At 35.3% G+C, this 22,214-nt stretch carries 18 protein-coding genes and 1 pseudogene; 13 read left to right on the forward strand and 6 right to left on the reverse strand.

What is annotated here, in order from left to right; genetic code table 11:
- Positions 1-61: 61 nt before the first annotated feature.
- Positions 62-544, forward strand: coding sequence for a hypothetical protein (locus OLM61_RS14805; RefSeq protein WP_264523407.1), 483 nt, complete (start codon positions 62-64; stop codon positions 542-544).
- Positions 545-638: 94 nt separating this feature from the next.
- Here the strand turns inward: OLM61_RS14805 and OLM61_RS14810 are convergent, their stop codons facing one another.
- From OLM61_RS14810 to OLM61_RS14820, 3 genes are all read right to left on the reverse strand, one after another.
- The gene (locus OLM61_RS14810; RefSeq protein ID WP_264523408.1) at positions 639-1,757 is read right to left on the reverse strand and encodes a GTP cyclohydrolase; all 1,119 of its coding nucleotides are present in this window, start codon (positions 1,755-1,757) and stop codon (positions 639-641) included.
- A gap of 126 nt (positions 1,758-1,883) precedes the next feature.
- Positions 1,884-2,432, reverse strand: a complete 549-nt coding sequence (locus OLM61_RS14815; protein WP_264523409.1) for a hypothetical protein — start codon at positions 2,430-2,432, stop codon at positions 1,884-1,886.
- Positions 2,433-2,870: 438 nt separating this feature from the next.
- Positions 2,871-3,869: a transporter gene (locus tag OLM61_RS14820; protein WP_264523410.1), complete on the reverse strand. Its 999-nt coding sequence runs from the start codon at positions 3,867-3,869 to the stop codon at positions 2,871-2,873.
- An 89-nt stretch (positions 3,870-3,958) separates the two neighbouring features.
- Between OLM61_RS14820 and OLM61_RS14825 the strand changes: the two genes are divergently transcribed.
- The 6 genes from OLM61_RS14825 (at position 3,959) to OLM61_RS14850 (ending at position 12,020) form a co-directional block, all read left to right on the forward strand.
- Positions 3,959-4,279, forward strand: a complete 321-nt coding sequence (locus OLM61_RS14825; RefSeq protein ID WP_264523411.1) for a DUF4834 family protein — start codon at positions 3,959-3,961, stop codon at positions 4,277-4,279.
- A gap of 51 nt (positions 4,280-4,330) precedes the next feature.
- Positions 4,331-6,790 carry a YfhO family protein gene (locus OLM61_RS14830; protein WP_264523412.1) on the forward strand — a complete coding sequence of 820 codons (2,460 nt, stop codon included), beginning with the start codon at positions 4,331-4,333 and terminating at the stop codon, positions 6,788-6,790.
- A gap of 64 nt (positions 6,791-6,854) precedes the next feature.
- Positions 6,855-8,144 (forward strand): glycosyltransferase family 4 protein, encoded by a 1,290-nt coding sequence (locus tag OLM61_RS14835; protein ID WP_264523413.1) that lies wholly within the window; start codon positions 6,855-6,857, stop codon positions 8,142-8,144.
- 81 nt (positions 8,145-8,225) lie between these two features.
- Positions 8,226-9,695: a lipopolysaccharide biosynthesis protein gene (locus OLM61_RS14840; RefSeq protein WP_264523414.1), complete on the forward strand. Its 1,470-nt coding sequence runs from the start codon at positions 8,226-8,228 to the stop codon at positions 9,693-9,695.
- A 96-nt stretch (positions 9,696-9,791) separates the two neighbouring features.
- Complete coding sequence (locus OLM61_RS14845) at positions 9,792-11,444, forward strand: mechanosensitive ion channel family protein (protein WP_264523415.1); 1,653 nt, start codon at positions 9,792-9,794, stop codon at positions 11,442-11,444.
- A 327-nt stretch (positions 11,445-11,771) separates the two neighbouring features.
- Positions 11,772-12,020, forward strand: coding sequence for a hypothetical protein (locus OLM61_RS14850; RefSeq protein ID WP_264523416.1), 249 nt, complete (start codon positions 11,772-11,774; stop codon positions 12,018-12,020).
- Positions 12,021-12,110: 90 nt separating this feature from the next.
- Here the strand turns inward: OLM61_RS14850 and uvrA are convergent, their stop codons facing one another.
- Positions 12,111-14,906, reverse strand: coding sequence for an excinuclease ABC subunit UvrA (uvrA, locus tag OLM61_RS14855; RefSeq protein WP_264523417.1), 2,796 nt, complete (start codon positions 14,904-14,906; stop codon positions 12,111-12,113).
- Between the two features lie 507 nt (positions 14,907-15,413).
- Here uvrA and OLM61_RS14860 point away from each other — a divergent pair.
- The 3 genes from OLM61_RS14860 (at position 15,414) to OLM61_RS14870 (ending at position 17,853) form a co-directional block, all read left to right on the forward strand.
- Positions 15,414-15,998 carry an RNA polymerase sigma factor gene (locus OLM61_RS14860; protein ID WP_264523418.1) on the forward strand — a complete coding sequence of 195 codons (585 nt, stop codon included), beginning with the start codon at positions 15,414-15,416 and terminating at the stop codon, positions 15,996-15,998.
- 51 nt (positions 15,999-16,049) lie between these two features.
- On the forward strand, positions 16,050-16,193 hold the full coding sequence (locus tag OLM61_RS14865; protein WP_264523419.1) for a hypothetical protein: 144 nt from the start codon (positions 16,050-16,052) through the stop codon (positions 16,191-16,193).
- A 595-nt stretch (positions 16,194-16,788) separates the two neighbouring features.
- Positions 16,789-17,853, forward strand: coding sequence for a hypothetical protein (locus OLM61_RS14870; RefSeq protein ID WP_264523420.1), 1,065 nt, complete (start codon positions 16,789-16,791; stop codon positions 17,851-17,853).
- 24 nt (positions 17,854-17,877) lie between these two features.
- Here OLM61_RS14870 and OLM61_RS14875 read toward each other — a convergent pair whose 3' ends face one another.
- Positions 17,878-18,528 carry an endonuclease III domain-containing protein gene (locus OLM61_RS14875; protein ID WP_264523421.1) on the reverse strand — a complete coding sequence of 217 codons (651 nt, stop codon included), beginning with the start codon at positions 18,526-18,528 and terminating at the stop codon, positions 17,878-17,880.
- 223 nt (positions 18,529-18,751) lie between these two features.
- Here OLM61_RS14875 and bcp point away from each other — a divergent pair, with 223 nt between their 5' ends.
- Positions 18,752-19,204: a thioredoxin-dependent thiol peroxidase gene (bcp, locus tag OLM61_RS14880; protein WP_264523422.1), complete on the forward strand. Its 453-nt coding sequence runs from the start codon at positions 18,752-18,754 to the stop codon at positions 19,202-19,204.
- A 141-nt stretch (positions 19,205-19,345) separates the two neighbouring features.
- On the opposite strand, the pseudogene OLM61_RS14885 reads toward bcp, so the two are convergent.
- Positions 19,346-20,805: pseudogene (locus OLM61_RS14885) on the reverse strand (TonB-dependent receptor).
- Between the two features lie 90 nt (positions 20,806-20,895).
- Between OLM61_RS14885 and OLM61_RS14890 the strand changes: the two are divergent.
- Together OLM61_RS14890 and OLM61_RS14895 are read left to right on the forward strand one after the other, a co-directional pair.
- Positions 20,896-21,660: an MBL fold metallo-hydrolase gene (locus tag OLM61_RS14890; protein WP_264523423.1), complete on the forward strand. Its 765-nt coding sequence runs from the start codon at positions 20,896-20,898 to the stop codon at positions 21,658-21,660.
- Between the two features lie 13 nt (positions 21,661-21,673).
- Positions 21,674-22,177 carry a hypothetical protein gene (locus OLM61_RS14895; RefSeq protein WP_263360397.1) on the forward strand — a complete coding sequence of 168 codons (504 nt, stop codon included), beginning with the start codon at positions 21,674-21,676 and terminating at the stop codon, positions 22,175-22,177.
- Positions 22,178-22,214: the final 37 nt, after the last annotated feature.

The raw sequence follows: 22,214 nt of genomic DNA on the forward strand, positions 1-22,214 counted from the left end.
TACGAGTGGATTTTTTTTATTTGGGGTACTTTTATCATTCAAAATCAGTAAAATAAGAGTTATGAAAAAAGTAATAGTAATATCCATGATAATGTTCGCTGTTTTTATTTCCTGCAAGAAAACGACCGATACCGATCCGGTACAAATTGCACCGAGTCCGCCAAAAGAAGCCGAAGTTGCTGAACCGGCTGGAGATCAGTGTTATGCTTCAAGAACCCAAAATAGCGTTACGGAGATGAGTTTTAATGTGAATTCTCATCAGGAAGTAAATGGGAAATTGAGTTATAACCTATCAGGGAAAGATAAAAACGAAGGGACTTTGATTGGAAATATGAAAGGAGATACACTAATTGCAGATTATACTTTTATGTCTGAAGGCGTTTCCTCTGTCAGAGAAGTTGCGTTTTTGAAAAAGGACGGGACTTTTATAGAAGGCTACGGAGATGTAATGGAAGCCAATGGAAAATTTTCTTTTAAAGATAAAAAGCAATTAAAATTTGATCAGAAAAACGTCCTGACAAAAGTAGATTGTAAAGTAGAGTAAGTTCTGCTAGCATTAGTAAAAAAATCCATTCGTTATTGCGAATGGATTTTTTATTGCGGTAAAACGGTACGCTTTTGTAGAAGCGGAACGTTATTTAAAGATATTTTAAATACGTTTTTCTCTGGCAGTGCACTTTTGGGTCAAAGTTTTTCCAAAGTAAATGTATGGCTGTATTATCTGCTAGTTCAGGAGTTCTGATGCAGTTCTGAATTCCTTTTTCGGAAAAAGTTTTATAGTATTCGTCAAAAATAATAGCGGTAACTCCTTTGTTTTGATATTCCGGATGAACTCCGATCAGGTAAAAAACGACATCCTTGCTTTTTTTACGGGCTCTCAGTAAATGAATAAATCCGAACGGAAATAATTTTCCTTTTGCTTTCTGTAAAGCCTGAGAGAAACTAGGCATCACAATACTAAAGGCAACCAGATTATCTTCCTTGTCAACCACAAATTTGATGTACTCCGGATTGATAAAACTGATGTATTTTTTTTTGAAATATTCCTTCTGAACATCCGAAATTGCTACAAACGAAGCCAATTTGGCGTACGAATCATTAAACAAATCAAACATTTTGTCTACGTGTGGCATAATGTCTTTTGTTTTGGTAAAAGTCAGTGCGCGTAAGCCATATCTTTTCTTGATGAGCTCTTGTGCTTTAAGGAAGAATTCAGGTTTTACGTTTGAAAAAGGAAAGATGCTTTCGAGGTATTCTTTTTCAACCTGAAAACCCAACTGCTCAAAATGTGTCACATAATAGGGGTGATTGTACCACGTAATCATGGTTCCCAACTGATCATAACCGTCCGTTAGGACTCCAACTTTGTCTAAATTCGAAAATCCCATTGGTCCTTCAACGTGTTCCAGATTATGTTGTCTTCCTAATTCATACACTTTATCAAGTAGTGCTTTTGTAACTTCGATATCATCGATTGCATCAAACCATCCAAAACGAACTTTTCTTTTCTGCTGGTCGTTTACTTCCGACCAATTGATAATGGCAGTAACGCGTCCTACGATCTCATTGCCTTTATAAGCCAGATAAAAATAGGCTTCGGCATTTTCAAAAGCGGGGTTTTTAGTTTTGTCAAAAGATTCCAGTTCATCTGCAACAATAGGCGGAACCCAGTAAGGATTGTCTTTATAGAGTGAAAACGGAAATTTGATATAGTCGGTTAGTTCCTTTTTGGTTATGGCTTCTTTAATTGTAATCATTAAGATTTTCTTTGTTAAGAATGTTGCTTTAAATTAGATCGTGTCATTTCAGAAACGAATATAGCCATCTTTGATTTAACAAAAAAGAATTGTGTAAAAAAAGCCCTGATTAATGGGTTTGAGAAGTCATTTGAAAGTATAACCAATACGGAGGTGAAGGTCGGCGGCAGTGTCTGAAAAATTTTTATCCAGATAAAATCTACGCCCAATTCCAATGCCTGCTTCATAATTGAAATTACTATTTCCAATATTTCGCCTAATTCCCCATTTTGGGATTATAGCAACTTGGTTGGGAACAAAGACATTGTCATAATTTGAAATAACAAACCAATTAGGATGGTAGTCAATCCCTAAAGTAACGAAATTAGCGCTGTTATTTGATTTTTTATTTTTAGCATTCCGTTTATTGATGTTGTAATACCATCTTGGTTCCAGAGTGATTGCGGGAGTTAATACGTATTCTGTCCTGCAGCCGGAGCATGCGTAAAAACCACCATCAAAACCAATTTCGCTTCGTAAACTTATTTGATTGAGTAGTCGATGTTCATGATTGAGCCATATTCCCAGAAAGCCGGTTTGTAGGTTGTAAATGTCTTTTTCTACACCTGTGTTTTGCGACGCTACAGACAAACAGCTAATAAGCAGTATCAGTAAAGTGTAATTTATTTTCGTCATGATTATTTAAATATTATTCGCAACGAGATACCAAAACAAGTGAGCTTTGTAGTAGCTAATGCTAATGTAAATAGGGTAGATAAGAATTTTAATCTACCCCAATTGAATGGCTTATAAGGTTTCATAGTGCAAAGATTAATTATATTTCAAATGTAATCTTTTATTTATAATATAATTATAAAAAATATCTTTTTTCTTACTTTTAATAGATAGTCAATTTTTGTTTTTAGAAAAATAGGCAAACGGGGTAGGTTAGGTGTATAATGATTTACCTAAGCTAACGGGAGAAAGAGTTTGTTTGTAGTTTAAAAAGGTGGTAGTATGTCAAAAGTGCTTAGGTCAACTATTTGATCTAAGCACTTTTGCTGTGGTAAAACTTGAAAATGGAATAGGACAAAACTAAGGATAATTTTGTAGCAATGACGAGATGAATTTGAATTATTCGTATTTCGATTTGCGTTTTCGTTCTTTTGCCTGGTAATCTATTTCTCTTTGCTCCATTTTGTTGTCTTTATTCTTTTTGGCTCTTTCCTCTCGTTTAGATTGTAGTTGATTTTCTTTATAACTTCCGTCATAACGCCAGGAAACACCAACTCCTCCATAAAATATAGAAGGTGTGTTCTTGAAATTGGTACTTACAGAGGCATCAACCTGAAGGTTCGGGTTAATAAGGTAAGCTGCTCCCCCACGAGCAATGGCATCGCTGTATAAATCACTTTTATAACCCTGATTTTCGACAAAACCGGACCATTTATCGTTAAACCCGTGTGTAAGTGTAAGCACATAGCCGTAGCTCGGGTAGTCTGTTGAAATATAATCGGCAATAATATTGGTTACAAAAACCCATTTTCCGCCACCAAAAAGGTTTTGAGTGATCAACATCACTTTTGGAGAAATACTGCCTTCTACGGAGGAGTATGATGAATGCGAGCCAAAAGCATAAGGATTGTCAGCCCCCACAAAATTGGCTCCTGCAAAAACAGAAACAGCAGGAATTAACTCGTGCCAGTTAAAGCTGTGATTGGCTTTGTAACTGTAGATGTTGGCTTCTTTCTTGTAATTTTTATATGGATCGTAGATCAGATATTTGGCTCCTAAAACCGTTTGTTTGAAATTGTTTTTTTTGTAGCTTGTATAGGGAGTGTCAAAATTCGCCATTTGGTATTGCAAATCCACAATAAACTCCAGTTTTTCTAAAAAAGCCCCGTAACGAATCGTCAGATCGGTACCAAAACCACTTGCATCATAATCCAGCAGATTGTGTTTTTCTTTGATGCCATATACACCAAGTTCTGCCTGTATAACTGATTTTCCAACCGCATAAGCAGACATCGTTTCACCCGGACGGTTTGAGTTGATGACGTCAGTATACTGCGCGAAAAATAATTGTGGGAATAAACAAAGAGCGGCAATAAAAAAGGTTTTATTTTTTAACATACACGTGTTTTTGAATTAAAAAGTAATAACGCATTTCAAATGTACTATATTTTATTATTTATTTAAGATTGATATTTTAATTTTAAACAATGGATTTATTAATTTTGGAAAAAAATTATATGATCATGCAAGAAGCATCTTTTGTAAATCTGTTTAAAACGATAATGTGGATCATTGCGTTTTATTATATTTTTAAATTTTTAGCACGAATCTTTTTACCGGTATTGGTGAAGAAAGCAGTGGAAAAAGCTGGGGAGAATTTTCAGAGACAACAACAATATAGTCAGGATAATACATGGCAAAAAACACGTACGAATAATGATGAAATTATAATCGATACAGCCAATGTAAAAAAATCCCGCGAAACCAAAAAGGTGGGCGACTATGTTGATTACGAAGAAATAGATTAAATTTGTGACCTAGATTTATAGGATTCATCATTTAACCCAAACCAGCCTAAATTGAAAATAGTAAATAAGTTCTATCCGCATGCCCTTGTTATCCTGGGCTTTATCCTCGTTTCTTTAATTTATTTTTATCCAGTTTTACAAGGAAAACAAATTTTCCAGTCGGATATTGCTCAATATACCGGAATGGCTAAAGAGCAAAACGATTTTAGAGCAGCAGAACATGCTGAACCTTATTGGACAAATTCTGCGTTTGGAGGTATGCCAACCTATCAGTTAGGAGCAAATTATCCAAATGATTTTGTAGGGAAATTAGACGATGTTTTACGTTTTCTGCCTCGTCCTGCCGATTACTTATTTCTGTATTTCTTAGGATTTTACGGTTTGCTGTTAGTTTTAAAAACAGATCCTTTAAAAGCATTTATCGGGGCGCTTGCCTTTGGTTTTTCGACTTACTTAATTATCATTCTGGGCGTTGGACATAATGCAAAAGCGCATGCTATTGCTTATATGCCGCTTGTTATTGCCGGATTTATAATGGTTTTTCAGAAAAAGTACATATGGGGAGGTTTGCTCACCATGTTTGCGGTTGCATTAGAAGTTAATGCCAACCACTTTCAAATGACTTATTATTTATTGATTTTCTTATTGATCCTTTCCGCTTATTTTGCGTTTACTTTCATTAAAGAAAAACAATTTAAACCGCTTTTAACTGCAATGGGGGTTTTGGCTGTGGCCGGAATTTTTGCTATTGGTGCCAATGCTACTAATTTGTTGGCGACCAGCGAATATGCTAAGTTTAGTACCCGTAGCAACAGCGAATTGACTTTCAATCCTGACGGTTCTAAAAAGACGAATGAAAATGCTTTGAGCCGTGAATATATTACGGAGTACAGTTACGGAATTGCGGAGAGTTTCAACCTAATCGCACCAAGACTTTTTGGTGGTTCTAATCATGAAAATGTAGGGACAGACAGCCGTATGTATTCGTTTATGATAGAGCAGGGAGTACCTTCTGAACAAGCACAGGATTTTGTGTCCGGAATGCCAACGTATTGGGGAGATCAGCCTATTGTTGCGGCGCCTGCCTATATTGGAGTTGTGGTTTTCTTTTTGGCCGTTTTAGCGCTGTTTATTGATGATCGAAAAATAAAATACGTATTTCTTACCGGAGCATTATTTTCATTAGTACTTTCCTGGGGGAAAAACTTTTCGTTTTTGACAGACTTTTTTATCGATTACGTTCCAATGTATGATAAGTTTAGAGCGGTGTCATCGATTCAGGTTATTCTTGAATTGTGTTTCCCTGTTTTGGCTGTTATGGGATTACAATCGTTTTTTAAAGCCAAAGAAGAGCCTAAATTGCAACAAAAAGCACTGGTGCAAACAGGAGTTTTTGGATTAGGCGTTATTGTGATTTTAGTTTTCGCTAAAAGCATGTTTCATTTTACAGGAAGCAGTGATAATTACTTCTTAGAAAGTTACGGACCTGCTTTTGTAGATGCTTTGAAAGAAGACAGAAAGAGTTTATATTCTGCTGATTTATTGAGATCAGGCTTTTTTATAGTGGTTACTTTTGGAATCTTGTGGTTGTTTATCAAAAATAAATTAGCTCAAAATACGACTTTGATTATCGTTGGTCTTTTAATGATTTTTGATTTGTTTTTTGTGGATAAAAAATATGTTTCGGCCAAAGATTTTGTGAGTCCGGTACAAATTGCAGCACCATTTCAGGAAACACCTTCTGATGCTCAGATTTTAAAAGATACTACACATTACAGGGTTTTTGAAGTAAATGGTAACATGTCTAGTGCACGTGCTTCTTATTTCCACCACTCGTTGGGAGGATATCATGCTGCAAAACCAAGAAGAATACAGCAGTTATTTGACTATCAGATTGCCAAAAACAATGTCGAAGTTTTAGACATGTTAAATGTAAAGTATATCATTCAAACCGATAAAGAAGGAAAAGAATTCCCGACAATAAATCCAAACGCAAACGGAAATGCTTGGTTTGTAAGTACGGTAAAATTGGTAAACAAGCCGGATGATGTAATGAAAGCGCTGGATCATATTGACACTAAAACGGTGGCAGTTTTCAATGTTCACGAACATGAAAGCAAATTCGAAAATGCCCGAATGAAAAAGCAATGGGATACAACAGGAACCATTCAGGTAGTACAGTACAAGCCTAATTATATCAAATACAAATCGAATAACGGAAAAGACGGTTTGGCTGTTTTTTCTGAGATTTATTACAAAAATGGATGGAATGCCTATATTGATGGCCAATTGACCAATCACTTTCCGGTTGATTATGTTTTGAGAGCCATGGAAATTCCGGGTGGTCAACATACAATCGAATTTAAATTTGAACCTCAGGTTGTAAAAACAGGAAGCAGAATTGCATTGGCAAGTTCAATTGGAATCTTACTGCTTTTAATTGGAGGGGTTTATTTCGAAAAGTTCTTTCGCAAAGATTCACAAAAAAATCATGGAGATACGCTAAAATAATTTAAAGATCTTTGTGAGACTTGGTGAAAACTTGGTGAAACTCTGTGAAACCGAAAAAAAATTAATGGAACAAAAAAAACTCTTAATCATTACCTATTATTTTCCACCAGCCGGAGGTCCTGGTGTACAGCGTTGGTTAAAATTTGTAAAGTACTTGCCGGAATTCGGTGTTCAACCAATTGTTTATGTTCCTGAAAACCCAACTTATCCAATTGTAGATGAAGGATTGGTAAGTGAAATTTCGGATAAAGTAATTGTTCTTAAAAATAAAATTTGGGAACCTTATCAGCTGGCTTCCGTTTTTTCGAAGAATAAAACCAAGAAAATTAGTTCCGGAATCTTTCCGCACAAGAAAAAACAAACCTTCTTAGATAAAACCTTTCTTTGGGTAAGAGGGAATTTATTTATTCCGGATGCCCGTGTTTTCTGGGTAAAGTCTTCTGTGGCTTATCTCGAAAAATACATCAAAGAAAACAATATAGATACCATAGTGACTTCAGGGCCACCGCACAGTTTGCATTTAATAGGTTTAGAATTAAAAGAAAAACTAAATGTAAAATGGTTTGCTGATTTCCGTGATCCCTGGACTACAATTGGATACCACAAGGCATTGCGCCTGTCTGATTATGCCGCTAAAAAGCATAAAAATCTCGAGCATAAAGTACTGAATAGTGCTGATAGCATTATTGTTACGAGTAAAACTACGAAAACAGAGTTTGAAGCCATCACCAATAAGCCAATTTCGGTGATTACAAACGGTTATGATATCGAAAATGTGGAGAAACAGACTTTGGATGTTAAATTTACTTTGGCGCACATTGGATCTTTCTTATCCGATAGAAATCCTCCGTTTTTATGGGAATGTCTGGTAGAATTACTTCAGGAAATTCCGGATTTTAAAACACATTTAGAAATTAAACTGATCGGAGCAGTTAGTCAGGAAGTATTAGATGCTATTGGGGAGTTTAATTTGAATGCTTATCTGAATCTTTTGGGATATGTTTCGCATCATGAGGCAATTGCTCATCAAAAGAAATCACAGGTTTTGCTTTTAATCGAGATTAATTCGGAAGATACTAAAAGTATAATTCCGGGTAAATTATTCGAATACATGGTGTCTAATCGCCCAATAGTAGCCATAGGACCTCAGGGTTCTGATTTTGCCGATATTATAAAAGAAACGAATACAGGAGTATTTTTTGACTATTCTGAAAAAGCGAAGTTAAAAAGTGTACTTTTGGACTTTTATAATCAGTTTCTGGAGGGTAAGTTACAGGCTAACGGTGTTGGTTTGCAACAATATTCCAGAAAAAATCTAACAAAACAGTTAGCGGAGCTGGTTAATAAGTTATAAATTATGTGTTGGTGGTTGTGAATTTGGGGCTAAATTTCGATAAACAATCTGCAATCTAAAATCTGCAATCAAAAATTTACAATGGGTATTGTTTTAAATCAGTCTTTTAAAAATACAATTATCACTTACATAGGTTTCGGTATTGGAGCCATTAATACACTTTATTTGTATCCTGTTTTTTTGGGTGCAACTTTTTATGGCTTAACTAATTATGTGACTTCTTGTGCCAATGTGATTATGCCTTTGTTTGCGATTGGAATGCAAAATACCTTGGTTAAATTTTATTCGCAATATCAAACGGAGGAAGAAAAATCCCGTTTTCTATCCTTTACGGTTTTGTTTCCTCTGCTATTAATAATTCCACTTTTACTGATAGGTCTTGTTTTTTATGATGAGATTCTGTTCTTTTTGTCAAAAAAGAATGCGATTGTAAGAAGTTATATTTGGTTAATACCTTTTATCGGATTGTGTATGGCCTATTTTGAAATTTTTTATGCCTGGTTGCGGGTAAATATGCATTCTGTTTTTGGAAACTTTGTAAAGGAAGTGGGCTTACGATTGTTTTCATTATTTCTATTAATAGGTGTTTACTACAATTGGCTTAGCGTAGAAGGTTTTGTGTATGCAACAGCAATTTTATATTTTTTAGCATTCCTGATAACCATGCTGTATGCATTTAGTATTCAGAAACCAACTTTTCAGTTTACAATACCGGCAAATACAAAAGATATATTAGTATATACTTTTTATATTATCTTGTCCGGAAGTGTTGCCAATTTGCTTTTGGATGGCGATAAAATGATCTTAAATCAATATATGCAGATTGAAAATATTGCTTTCTATTCTGTGGCTACCTATATTGCTTTGGTTATTTCGGTTCCAAGTCGTGCCATGCATCAGATTGTATACCCCATTACGGCAAAATTAATGCATGACAACAAACATGATGAGTTGAACCAGCTTTACAAAAAAACGTCAATAAACCTGCAGATTGTGGGTGGTTTTGTAATGCTTTGCATATTTGTAAATATCGGTCAGTTATACGAGTTGGTTCCCAAAGAATACAGCGGTGGAATTGCAGTTGTATTTATGATTGGCTTGTCTAAATACTTTGATTTAATTTTAGGAAACAATAATGCGATTATTTTTAATACTAAATATTACCGTATGGTATTGTATTTAGGATTAATGCTGGTTGCGTTGACCGTAATTTTAAACATGATCTTTATTCCAATTTTTGGAATCTTCGGATCTGCTTTTGCTACTTTATTATCGATTACTTTATATAGTCTGGCCAAACTGCTTTTTGTGGTTAAAAGGCTTCATTTGTATCCTTTTACGATTCAGACAATATATTCGATGTTAATTACATTTGCATTATTTTTATTGTTTTACTTTTGGGAGTTTCCTTTTTATCAATTGATTAGTATTGCATTGAAATCAATTTTAGTAACCATTTTATATGTTTATTTAAATTATAAGTTTGCGATCTCTCCTGAGATCAATAAAGTAATCGATACTATTTTGAAAAAGATAGGAATAAAAATGTAATGCGATTTTTACAGAGAAAGCAAAAGTAATTTACAATTGAAGCTGTTTTGTTTTTATATTTGTTAGAAAGGTTAACCAACTTATTGCTGACAGTATATGAAAAATAAAATACTTTGTTTTTTAACAGTTTTTATTGCTTTGTTTTCTTCACTGGCTTTTGCTCAGAAAGACAGTTCTCAAACCCCCAAAATAGCCGTTAAGGAAGTAAAACCGAAAGGTTATCCTGTAAAACCTTTTAAAGACACACTTTTTTATGTGTACAATAAAGTAGGTTCTTTTTCGCCCGAAAGCAGGGCAAATGCCATTACAGAAAAAATAAAGAAGCTGTACGAAGATTCTTTTTTTGTAGCAGATTCTATTGCCCTTGTGCCTTCAGATATTTCCCAGGATATCGTCTACAATAATGATTTTGTAATCATGTCTGTTTTAGATGTGGATGGAAAAGCTGAAAATCAAACGGCAGATTTTATCGCAAAGCGAAATTTAAATCTGATCAAAAGAGCTATTGTGTATCAGAATGACAATTATTCGATGCTTCCAAAAAGGCTTGGGTATACCGCACTGTTGGTTTTGATTATTGGTTTTGTTTTGTACTTTGTCGGCAAAATTTTCAACAGAGTAAAACTCTACATCCTAAAAAATAGCGACCGGTATTTTAAAGGTTTCAAGTACAATAGCATCAGTATTCTTTCGCCTCAAAAGCAACAGTTTTTACTAATGCGATTGTATGGTGTTATTAAGGCTATTACGCTGATTTTAATCGTATACCTTTCATTACCCTTATTGTTTAGTATTTTCCCTGCTACAGAAGCTTATACGACCACTTTATTGCGTTGGATTCTTTCGCCGGCAAAACTTGCGGTTATGGGCTTTGTTGGCTTCCTGCCAAGTTTGGTTACCATTGTTGTTATTCTAATCATTTTTAAATATGCGATAAGAGTGATCAAATTCTTTTTTGATGAAATTAAAAAAGAGAATATTAAAATTGATGGTTTCTATAGTGACTGGGCGATGCCGACTTTTAATATCATTCGCTTTTTAATGCTGGCTTTTATGCTGGTTGTCATATTTCCGTATTTACCAGGTTCGGATTCTCCTATATTCAAAGGGGTTTCGGTTTTTGTGGGGATTTTATTTTCTCTGGGATCATCCAATGCCATAGCCAATATGGTTGCAGGATTAGTAATTACCTATATGCGTCCTTTTAAAATTGGAGATTTTATTAAGATTGGTGATGTAAGTGGGGAAGTGATTGAGAAAACAGCATTGGTTACCCGTGTCAGAACACCTAAATTTGAGGATATTACCATTCCCAATGCGACCGTTTTGTCGAGTACTTCTACCAACTTTTCGGCCAATACCAAAGAGGTGAATAACGGCTTGTTAATTCATACAACCGTTACAATTGGTTATGATGTACCGTGGAAAGACATTTATAAAGCACTGATCGAAGCGGCTTTAAAAACAGATATGACAGAGCAGACGCCGGCTCCTTTTGTCCTGCAAACCAGTCTGGATGACTTTTATGTTTCGTACCAGATTAATGTCTATACCAAAATGCCTACGAAACAACCTCTTATTTACTCCTCTCTGCATCAAAACATTCAGGACACCTTTAACGCGGCCGGAATCGAAATCATGTCTCCGCATTACAACGCACTGCGAGACGGGAATACCACAACAATTCCGGAGAGTTACCTGAAGAAGGATTATGAAACGCCTTCTTTTAAGGTTAAGAATGAAAAATAGAGAATAGAGGCAAGAGAATATAGAGATTTCGAGGTAAGGGATTGATACTCTGTGAGTAGTCTTAAAATTTTAACAGTTTTTCATTTTGTGGTTAATTTTATAAAATTTAACTTTAGCTAAGAATATGACAACACTTTGCGTTATAAGTTAATGATATCGGACTGATGACAATAAAAGTGTACTTTGCGGTGTTTAATAAATTAGAATGCTTTTTTGAGAATTTATAATTTGTGGAGTAATTGTAGTAGTATTTGGATTAATTTTTAACGGATTATTATGAAGAACGGTCGACTCAGCCAAGAACAAAGTTTGCAAGTATTTTCTAATATGATATCAAACAAAATTCATAATGGATTTACACTGGAAGAACGAAATGATGAATTGCTTTTTGCTGTTCTTACTAAAGGTGGAAAAGTAGTAAATCATAGTTTAAATTTTATGATCTTTTGCCTGACTCTGGGATTGTGGTCATTTGCGTGGCTTTATCTGACAATAGAAGCCTCTAAGCAGAAAAAAGTACTGGTTGCCATCGACGAGGATGGCTTTCCTTTTGAAGAAAAATGTTTAGTGGCTTAGTAACTTAAAAAACGAAATTAAAAAAATCCAAATCCCAATACAACTAACCGTATTGAGATTTGGATTTTTTTTATTGGGATTTCACCAGAGTTATAACTTGTCTTTCAGGTATATCCCGGTAACGGATTCTTTTACTTTTACAATGTCTTCAGGAGTTCCTACGGCCAGTAAATGCCCACCATTTTCACCACCTTCGGGCCCCAGATCAATAATCCAGTCGGCACATTTGATAAGATCGAGATTGTGTTCAATTACGATGATGGAATGCCCTTTTTCGATTAAGGCATCAAAGGAAGCCATTAATTTTTTGATATCATGAAAATGCAGACCGGTTGTAGGTTCGTCAAAAACAAATAAAGCCTTGTCTTTTGTAACCCCTTTTACCAAAAAGGAAGCAAGTTTAATACGTTGTGCTTCACCACCCGAAAGCGTTGAAGATGACTGCCCCAGTTGCACATAACCCAAACCTACGTCTTGTAAAGGTTGTAATTTTTGTGTGATTTTGGTTTGCTTGTTTTTGTCAAAAAATGCAATGGCATCATCAATAGTCATGGTTAGAATATCGTTGATGTTTTTCTCGTCGAAATTGATTTCTAGAATTTCTTTTTTGAAACGTTTACCACCACAGGTTTCGCAGGGTAGCGAAACATCGGCCATAAAGACCATCTCGACATTTATAGATCCTTCTCCTTTACAGGTTTCGCATCGGCCACCGTCTACGTTAAAAGAAAAGTGTTTGGCCTGATACCCTCTTATTTTGGATAATTTTTCTTTTGCATACAAATCACGAATATCATCGTACGCTTTGATGTACGTTACCGGATTGGATCTGGAGCTTCTTCCAATTGGATTTTGATCGACGTATTCGATATGTTTGATTTGCGAAAAAGAACCTTTTAGTTCGCTAAACTGACCCGCTTTTTCGGCAGCACTGTCCAGCTTTTTTTGCATGGCCGGAAAGAGTATCTTCTTAATCAGTGTACTTTTTCCGCTTCCTGAGACTCCGGTGACAACAGTTAAAACGTCCAAAGGAAAAGTAACATTGATATTTTTTAAGTTATTCTCTCTTGCTCCGACAATATCAATATGGTTTTTGAATTTTCGTCTTCTTTTTGGAACCGAAATTTCTAAATCACCGTTCAGGTATTTGGCAGTAAGCGAATCCGATTGCAGAATCTCTTTATAAGTGCCCTGGGCTACTAATTTTCCACCAAAAGTTCCGGCTTCGGGACCAATATCAATAATCATATCGGCAGCCTTCATGATGTCTTCATCGTGTTCTACCACGATTACTGTATTGCCTAAATCACGTAGTGATAGTAAAACCTTAATTAACCTTTCGGAATCTTTAGGGTGCAAACCAATACTGGGTTCATCGAGGATGTACATCGATCCAACAAGGCTGCTCCCTAGCGAAGTGGCCAGATTGATACGTTGTGATTCTCCTCCCGAAAGTGTTGCCGAGTTTCGATTTAAAGTCAGGTAATCCAAGCCTACTTCGGTCAAAAAGGACAAACGGTTGTTGATTTCAACCATTAATCGTTTCGCAATCTGCTGTTCGTAAACATTTAAATCGATGTTTTTGAAAAAAGTAACCAAATGTTTAATAGGCAGATCGACTAAATCTGAAACCGTTTTTCCGTTGATTTTTACGTAAGAAGCCTCTTCGCGTAAACGTTTTCCACGGCAAACGTGACATTTTGTTTTTCCGCGGTAACGGGACAACATGACACGATTTTGAATTTTATAATTTTTCTCTTCAAGTTCTTTGAAAAAATCATTCAGACCTTGAAAATACTGGTTTCCTTTCCATAAAACCTCTTTCTGTTCTTCTGAGAGTTCGAAATAGGGTTTGTGAATCGGGAAATCAAATTTGTATGCATGTTTTACCAGCTCGTCTTTGTACCAGCTCATGCTTTCGCCTCTCCAGGGATAAATAGCACTTTCGAAAACAGATAAGGAAGTATTTGGGACGACCAAATCGGAATCGATGCCGATAATATTTCCATAACCTTCACAAACTGGGCAGGCTCCATACGGATTATTGAAACTGAATAAATGAACGTTGGGTTCTAAAAAGGTAATGCCATCCAATTCAAAATTATTAGAATAGGAGAATCTTTTATCGGAGTTTAATTCCTGTAAATAACAAATGCCTTTTCCTTCAAAAAAAGCAGTCTGTACAGCATCAGCCAGACGGTTGTAGAATTCTTCTTCGTCTTTAACCACGATACGGTCAATAATCAGCAATATATCCTTATTGTCTAATTGATGAAGATCTGCCGGTGAAAAATCGTCCAGACGTACCATTTCATTGTTGACTAAAATACGGGCAAACCCTTGTTGCAACAGTACTTTTAATTTGTCTTCCAACTGTCTGCCTTCCTCGAGATGAATAGGAGCAAGAAGCAGCCATTTGCTGTCAAGTTCTAAAGCTTTCACATCGGTAATGACATCGGTAACTGTGTTTTTTTTCACTTCCTGTCCGGAAACTGGCGAATAGGTACGGCCAATTCGGGCAAACAAAAGTTTGATATAATCGTATATTTCTGTAGAAGTTCCAACTGTAGAACGGGCATTGGTTGTATTTACCTTTTGTTCAATCGCAATAGCAGGGGCAATACCTTTAATGTATTCTACCTTCGGTTTGTCCAAACGTCCCAAAAACTGACGTGCATAGGAAGATAAACTTTCTACATAACGGCGCTGTCCTTCGGCATACAAGGTATCAAATGCCAAACTTGATTTACCAGATCCTGAAAGACCAGTAATAACAACAAGTTTATTTCGGGGTATTGCAACATCTACATTTTTTAAATTATGTACCTGCGCTCCTTTAATGATAATATTATGTTTTGGGTCGAGTGTCGAAAGATCAATTTGCATAAAAAAAGTCAATTTCTACAAAAGTAATCAATTTTGATCTGAGTTTTGTTAATCAGATTGTTCCAAATTCTAACAGAATTGAGATTGACAAAAAGAAGATAAGAGCAAAAGAGGTGGAATTGAAAAAGGGTCAAATCTGAGTGAAAAGAATACAACTGTAATAGATAAAAAAAATAGGGAAGGAAGTTTTCTTTGTAAAATTAAAATAGCAGCTAGTATAGGGGTTAAGGTGTTGTTTTTTAGTGGTTTGTATCTGATTTTTTGTGTTAAAACAGTGGCGATTTTGGATCTTTTTTACTGGGGATGAAGCAAAAAAAAGTGTGTACTGCAAAAATTAACGATTTATTGTTAATTATTCTTCCTTTTGTTTGCTTTTTAAAATATTAATTTGTTAAATTTGGTCAAAATATTAACATAACTACATAACCCAAAAGCCACGCCTATACAAAAAAACTACTTTTTATAAAATTACTCCAAATTTTAAATAGAAACTAAAAAAGTAGTATTATGGCTGATGTGCATATTCCTGACGCTCTATTGGTAAAAAATTATGTCGAGGGCAACGAAAATGCTCTTGCGACATTAATTAAAAGGCACGAGTCTAAGATATATGGATTTATATATTCAAAGATTGCGGATAGAGATATTTCAAATGATATTTTTCAAGACACTTTTATTAAGGTGATCAAAACCTTAAAAAGTAATTCCTATAACGAAGAAGGTAAATTCCTGCCTTGGGTAATGCGTATTTCTCACAATCTGATTGTGGATCACTTTCGTAAAACCAAAAAAATGCCGATGTACCGGGAAACTGAAGAGTTTTCTATATTTTCGGTCATGTCGGATGATTCTTTAACCATCGAAAATAAATTGATTTTTGATCAGGTTGAAGTTGACTTAAAAAGAATAATTGAAGAGCTGCCTGAGGATCAAAAAGAAGTGCTGGTAATGCGTATGTATCAGGACATGAGTTTTAAAGAAATTTCTGAACTTACAGATGTCAGTATCAATACGGCATTGGGAAGAATGCGTTATGCTTTGATGAATTTGAGAAAAATTATTGATAAACATCAAATTATTTTAACCAACTAATACTAATTCAGGTATTGCTTCGTTATACTATAATAAAAACGTTTTGACGGTATGGCGAAAATTTACTCTAAAAAGGCATTAGCTTCTAAAGATTTAAAACCTAAAAAAGAAGTCATTTCTTTTTTATTGAATTATTCACAAGCATTAACTGTTGTGAAAATTGAAGATAAAAGTTTTGAAATTATAGCTAATTAAACAGCCCACTCCATTTGTCGGATGTTTATTTCGAAAGAAAAACCAGATGGTCGTTCTGGTTAAAAGCTCACTATTTGCATGAAAATGCGGGTAGTGAGTTTTTTTTGTTTATGGGTGTGAGCGGATTAGCGTTTTTAAGACCCTGAAATTTTCGTAAGCTTCTATGTGGTATGGAGTAAGTTGTCTTTGAATTTTTGGAGGGCAATTTGTTAAATTTCTATATTTTGTTTGAATTTCATTTATTTATTTTATATTTAGCTTTATTTTAGTTAAAAAGCGAACTTTTGTGTAATGAATTTGCTCTATATTAACGATTTGTGTATTAAAAACCTTTCAATATATAGAAAAGCTCATTCAGGAATGCCGCTTTAAAATGTCTAACCAAAACCGGATAATTTATGAAGAAAAACTACCCAAACTTTGTTTTGTTTGTTGTTCCTCTTAGTATTTTGTAAAAAATAGTAAGAATGGTGAGTTATCGCTTGATGCTCAAAGGGATTCAATAGTGATTTTTGCTGTTTCCTTTTGAATTTTTGCCATCGTGTAGCTCATGAGATTACCCTAAAATCTATTAAACAACTAAACCAAACCAAAAATGAAAAAGAATCTTAAGATGTTATCGTTGTTACTAATGGTAAGTATTGGAGCATTTGCTCAAAAAGAAGAATTAAAATCAGCGCAGTCTTATTATGCTAAAGGAAAAAACCAGGAAGCTTTAGCCGTTTTAAAAAAAATAGACTATCTCATGTTAAATGCACCGGACGAGGTAAAGACCGAATATTTTTTTACCAAAGGAAATATTTATAAGGATCTGGCTGCCAAAAATATAGATGCTGCAAGTAATTTTACTCAGGCATTGGCGGCATATCAGGACGTATTGTTGTATGAGAATGAGTCGCGTAATTATAAGTATGCTTTTAAAGCGAATTTGGCTTTAAAAGAAATGAAATCCAAATTGGTTGACGGCGCATACAATGACTATAAAGCAGAGAAATTCAAAGAAAGTGCCGATAAGAGTTACGAAGTGTATTTGTTTGATAAAAAAGATACTTTGAACCTGTTCAATGCAGCTTCTTCTTCCTTAGCCGGTAAAGATTATACGGCTGCCATTAAATACTTTGAAGAGCTTAAAAAGGTTAATTATTCCGGAAAAGGAATGCTTTTTTATGCCACTAATAAAAAAACAAAACAAGAAGAAGTTTTTGTTTCGATGAGTGCCAGAGAGTCAAGTATCAATGAAGGTTTTTATGAAAAGCCAAGAAATGTAAATCCGCCTTCAAGAAAAGAAGAGATTCTGGTTTCTTTGGCCTATTCGTATTTAGAGAGAAATGATTTTCGCAATGCTGAAAAATACTATGAAGAAGGATTGAAAATCAATCAAAATTGTATGACCTGTTACATTAATCTTGCTTATGTAAAAGTGCAGTTCAGAAAAGAAATTCAGGACCAGATGTCTTCATTAGGGACCAGTGCCAGTGAAATGAAGCAGTATGATAAATTAGAAGCACAGAAAGATGAAGTGGTAAAAAGTGCGATCCCTTATCTTCAAAAAGCATTGGCGATCGAACCCAAAAATGAAGGTGCAGCAAAATCACTTCTGGGTATTTACAGAACACTGAATATGACAAAAGAATACAATGCGCTGAAAAGCAAACTGTAAAATTATATAGAGGAGCTGCTAAAATTACTTTTTGGCAGCTTCTTCTAATAAAGATTTTTTACCAACAGTCCGCGTAATAATATCTTTTTCGAGGCTCCATCCTCTGGCGGGCGAATATTCGCGTCCGTACCAAATAATCTGCAGGTGTAAATCATTCCATAATTCTCTTGGAAATAATCTTTTGGCATCTTTTTCAGTTTGTGTTACGTTTTTCCCGTTCGAAAGATTCCATCTGTACATCAATCGGTGAATGTGTGTGTCGACCGGAAAAGCAGGGACACCAAAGGCCTGCGACATCACTACACTTGCCGTTTTATGTCCAACTGCCGGTAAGGCTTCCAAAGCCTCAAAACTCTGAGGTACTTCACCGTTGTGCTTGTCAATTAAAATATGTGATAATCCATGAATTCCTTTAGATTTCATTGGAGACAAACCGCAAGGACGGATGATTTCTTTAATTTCTTCAACCGACATTTTAATCATGTCATACGGATTATCGGCTTTTGCAAAAAGTAAAGGGGTAATCTGGTTCACGCGAACATCAGTACATTGTGCCGAAAGTAAAACTGCAATTAACAAGGTGTACGGGTCTTTGTGATCTAAAGGTACAGGTATAGTAGGGTAGAGTTCTTTTAACGTATTTATAACAAATGTAACGCGAGCTTCTTTATTCATTTCCGTAATTTTAATCCCGTAAAAATAGTATTATTTTAATTGTGAATTGTATAATGTACATTGTAAAATGTGAATTGTGAGATGTGAAATGGGAATGTTTCATTCTGGGGAATGAATTATTTCTAAGTTGTAATCTAAATAATCTAACAATCTAAGTAAGTCTAAGAAGTCTAAGCAAGTCTAAGAAGACTAAGAAAGTCTAACAATCTAAATATCTAAATAAATGGTAACATTACAAAAAGGCGATAAAGCACCAAATTTCTCAGGAACAGATCAGGATGGTAAGACACATAAACTGGCCGATTACGCTGGAAAAAAACTGGTCGTTTTCTTTTATCCAAAGGCAAGCACGCCAGGATGTACCGCTGAAGCTTGTGATTTAAGAGATAATTTTGAGCGTTTTAAAGCGAACAATTATGAGCTTTTAGGGGTAAGTGCCGACAGTCAGAAAGCACAGTTGAAATTCAAGGATAAATATGAATTTCCTTTTCCGCTATTGGCAGATGAAGACAAATCAGTAATCAATGCATTTGGAGTTTGGGGACCTAAAAAGTTTATGGGAAGAGAGTACGACGGAATCCACAGAACTACTTTTGTTATAGACGAAAACGGAATTATCGAAGAAGTGATTGCTCAGGTGAAGACGAAAGAACACGCTGCGCAGATTTTGAAGTAAGGTTAGTCTCAGTATTTAGTCTCAGTCTCGGTATTCAGTGGCAGTTTTTAGTTGGCAGTGTAGTAACTGAGACTGAGACCGCGACTGTAAACTAAAAAAAAATCCCCAAAAGAAAAACATTCTTGTTGGGGATTTTTTTTGCTATGTATTTTGCTCCAGTTCTTTTTGCGGATGGTATCCAAAAAGATGGTGTTCTTTGATGATTTCGGCAATACCGGTTGGAAGCATGTGTTCCCAGCCTGTTTTTCCCTGATTGATCATTTTTAGAACCTCACGGAGAAAACTTCTAAATTATGTGGATCATAATCGGCGATATCAATTACTTTTCCATTGAATTTAAAGAATTTGTACAATTCTTTCATTCTTGGATGTACTTTTAAGTTGTTTGAATTCATTAGAACGCCATTTTCGTCTAACATCGGATACAAGAAAACTTTCATATCTCTGTAGAACAATTTTCCGAAGGCTTCCAGGATTCCACCGCTTAAATGACGGTAATATTTCTCGTCAAAAATATCGACTAAATTGTTTACACCCATTGCCAATCCCATACGGGCTTTGGTATAATTGGCGAAATATTCTACTACCTTATAATACTCCTGAAAGTTCGAAATCATTACAGTCTGACCCAGAGAGCAAAGCAATTCGGCTCTGTCCATAAAGTCACGCTCGTCAATTTCACCGTCTGAACGTAAGTTCGAAAGCGTGATCTCGAAAATCACCAGTGTATTGTCTTTTTCGACCTTATTTTCTTCAAGGAACATTTTAAGAGATTTCTCGTACATGTCCATGTTTACTTTTGTAACAGGGCGGAAACTTCCTCTTAAGGCAAGAAGGTTCTTTTTGTATAAGATCGCTGCCGGCAAAATGTTTTTTCCTTCCGGATTAAACATTACGGCATCTGTCATTCCGTTTTTAACCAGTTGCAAACTCATCAAACGATTGTCAACATCTGCAAAACGTGGTCCTGAGAAGTTAATCGTATCGATTTCAAGTTGGTCTTTGTCTAAGTGATCGTATAAATAACGAAGTAATCGTTTTGGATCGTTGTATTTGTAAAAAGCACCGTAAATTAGGTTTACCCCTAAAATTCCAAGTGTTTCCTGCTGTAGTCTGGCGTCGGTTTCTTTAAAACGAATGTGTAGAATAATTTCGTTGTATGCTTCGTCCGGTTCAATTTGGTAGCGGATTCCTACCCAGCCATGGCCTTTAAATTGTTTAGCAAAATCTATGGTAGCAACAGTGTTGGCGTAACTAAAGAAAAGCTTTGTTGGATGTTTTTCTCTGCTTAATCGTTCTTCGATGATTTGTCCTTCAAGCGTAAGCATTTTTTTTAACCGTTCTTCGGTTACATAGCGACCATCACTTTCAACTCCATAAACGGCATCGCTAAAATCTTTGTCATAGGCAGACATTGCTTTTGCAATTGTTCCCGATGAACCTCCGGATCTGAAAAAATGTCTTACTGTTTCCTGCCCGGCACCAATTTCAGCAAATGTTCCGTAAATATTCTCGTTTAAATTAATGCGTAACGCTTTGTCTTTTATAGAAGGGATCTGTTCGATGACCTTGTCACCTTTGAGTTTTATTTCTGTACCCATTTTATTTTAAATAGATTTGTTACAAAGTTAGTAAATTAGGCTTCTAATGAAAGAGAAATAATCCTATTTTTGTAAAAAAATTAAGTTCAATTGAAGGTATATTTTTTAGGTACTGGTACTTCTCAGGGCATTCCGATAATCGGAGTGGATCATCCAGTTTGTAAAAGCACTGATGCTAAGGATAAAAGACTTCGTGTGTCCATCTGGATTACATGGGGCGAGCATTCGTACGTGATTGATTGTGGACCTGATTTCAGACAGCAAATGCTTTCCTGCGGCTGCCGAAAACTCGATGCAATCTTATTTACACATGAACATGCCGATCATACAGCCGGTCTGGATGATATTCGTCCGTATAATTTCAGACAGGGTGAAATTCCCGTGTATGCACATCAGCGTGTAATCGACAACTTAAAACGTCGTTTTGATTATGTTTTTGAAACAGTAAACAAATATCCGGGAGCACCCAGCGTTAAAACGATCGAAGTAGTCAATAACGTGCCTTTTGCAGTTGGCGACAAAACAGCAATTCCAATTAATGTCATGCATGGTGATTTGCAGGTTTTTGGATACCGCATTGATGATTTTGCTTATTTGACGGATGTGAAAACGATTGATAAAGCCGAAGTTGAAAAGCTGAAGAACTTAAAAGTACTGGTGGTCAATGCGCTGCGCGTAGAGCCGCACGATACGCACTTTAATTTGCAGGAAGCACTTGATTTTATTGAGCTGGTGAAACCTGAAGTCGCTTATTTAACACATATCAGCCACGTTTTGGGCTTTCACGAAGAAGTGCAAAAACAATTGCCGGAAAATGTTTTTCTGGCCTATGACAATTTAGAAATTACAATTTAATTATACTACAAAAATGAAAAAATCCTTAATGCTTTACCTTTTTATCCTGGCGATATTAATGAATGTTTTTACTTATATGTTTTACAGCAGTGAAGTAAAATTTGAAAAGGAAAGATATGAGAAAACTACAAAGAAACTTAGAGATAGTATTAGTCTGGTATCCACAAAACTGGCTGAAGCGGATTATTTCTCTTTAGAACATAATGAAAATGCACAAAATTACTTTGACAACGGTGCTAGTGGAGGAAAAGTAATTTTATATGAAAAACTGATCCCGCTCGTAACAGAGAAATTATTGGACTTAAATGCAAACCCAAATGGGAACCCTTATACAGGGCAGGATAAAATTGGCCCAAACAAATTTATTATCAATAAAGTAAAAATTCTAAACCACAGATGGATCATTGCAGATTATAGTAATGGAGAATTATGGGGAGAAGTCTTATTAAAGTACTTTGTTAATGACGATGAAAGTATTACTTTTGAAGTAAACCAAACCTGGTTGTATCAAAAATAAGAATGTATTGTTTTGTTTTATAGAGTTTTAACTAAAA

It is taken from the genome of Flavobacterium sp. N502536, assembly GCF_025947345.1.
Taxonomy (GTDB): domain Bacteria; phylum Bacteroidota; class Bacteroidia; order Flavobacteriales; family Flavobacteriaceae; genus Flavobacterium.

Coding starts and splice junctions, on each gene's coding strand:
- OLM61_RS14805 (WP_264523407.1), top strand. CDS start 62: ATGAAAAAAGTAATAGTAATATCCATGATAATGTTCGCTGTTTTTATT.
- OLM61_RS14865 (WP_264523419.1), top strand. CDS start 16,050: ATGGCGAAAATTTACTCTAAAAAGGCATTAGCTTCTAAAGATTTAAAA.
- OLM61_RS14845 (WP_264523415.1), top strand. CDS start 9,792: ATGAAAAATAAAATACTTTGTTTTTTAACAGTTTTTATTGCTTTGTTT.
- OLM61_RS14860 (WP_264523418.1), top strand. CDS start 15,414: ATGGCTGATGTGCATATTCCTGACGCTCTATTGGTAAAAAATTATGTC.
- OLM61_RS14825 (WP_264523411.1), top strand. CDS start 3,959: ATGGATTTATTAATTTTGGAAAAAAATTATATGATCATGCAAGAAGCA.
- OLM61_RS14820 (WP_264523410.1), bottom strand. CDS start 3,869: ATGTTAAAAAATAAAACCTTTTTTATTGCCGCTCTTTGTTTATTCCCA.
- OLM61_RS14870 (WP_264523420.1), top strand. CDS start 16,789: ATGAAAAAGAATCTTAAGATGTTATCGTTGTTACTAATGGTAAGTATT.
- uvrA (WP_264523417.1), bottom strand. CDS start 14,906: ATGCAAATTGATCTTTCGACACTCGACCCAAAACATAATATTATCATT.
- OLM61_RS14810 (WP_264523408.1), bottom strand. CDS start 1,757: ATGATTACAATTAAAGAAGCCATAACCAAAAAGGAACTAACCGACTAT.
- OLM61_RS14875 (WP_264523421.1), bottom strand. CDS start 18,528: ATGAATAAAGAAGCTCGCGTTACATTTGTTATAAATACGTTAAAAGAA.
- OLM61_RS14895 (WP_263360397.1), top strand. CDS start 21,674: ATGAAAAAATCCTTAATGCTTTACCTTTTTATCCTGGCGATATTAATG.
- bcp (WP_264523422.1), top strand. CDS start 18,752: ATGGTAACATTACAAAAAGGCGATAAAGCACCAAATTTCTCAGGAACA.
- OLM61_RS14850 (WP_264523416.1), top strand. CDS start 11,772: ATGATATCAAACAAAATTCATAATGGATTTACACTGGAAGAACGAAAT.
- OLM61_RS14835 (WP_264523413.1), top strand. CDS start 6,855: ATGGAACAAAAAAAACTCTTAATCATTACCTATTATTTTCCACCAGCC.
- OLM61_RS14815 (WP_264523409.1), bottom strand. CDS start 2,432: ATGACGAAAATAAATTACACTTTACTGATACTGCTTATTAGCTGTTTG.
- OLM61_RS14840 (WP_264523414.1), top strand. CDS start 8,226: ATGGGTATTGTTTTAAATCAGTCTTTTAAAAATACAATTATCACTTAC.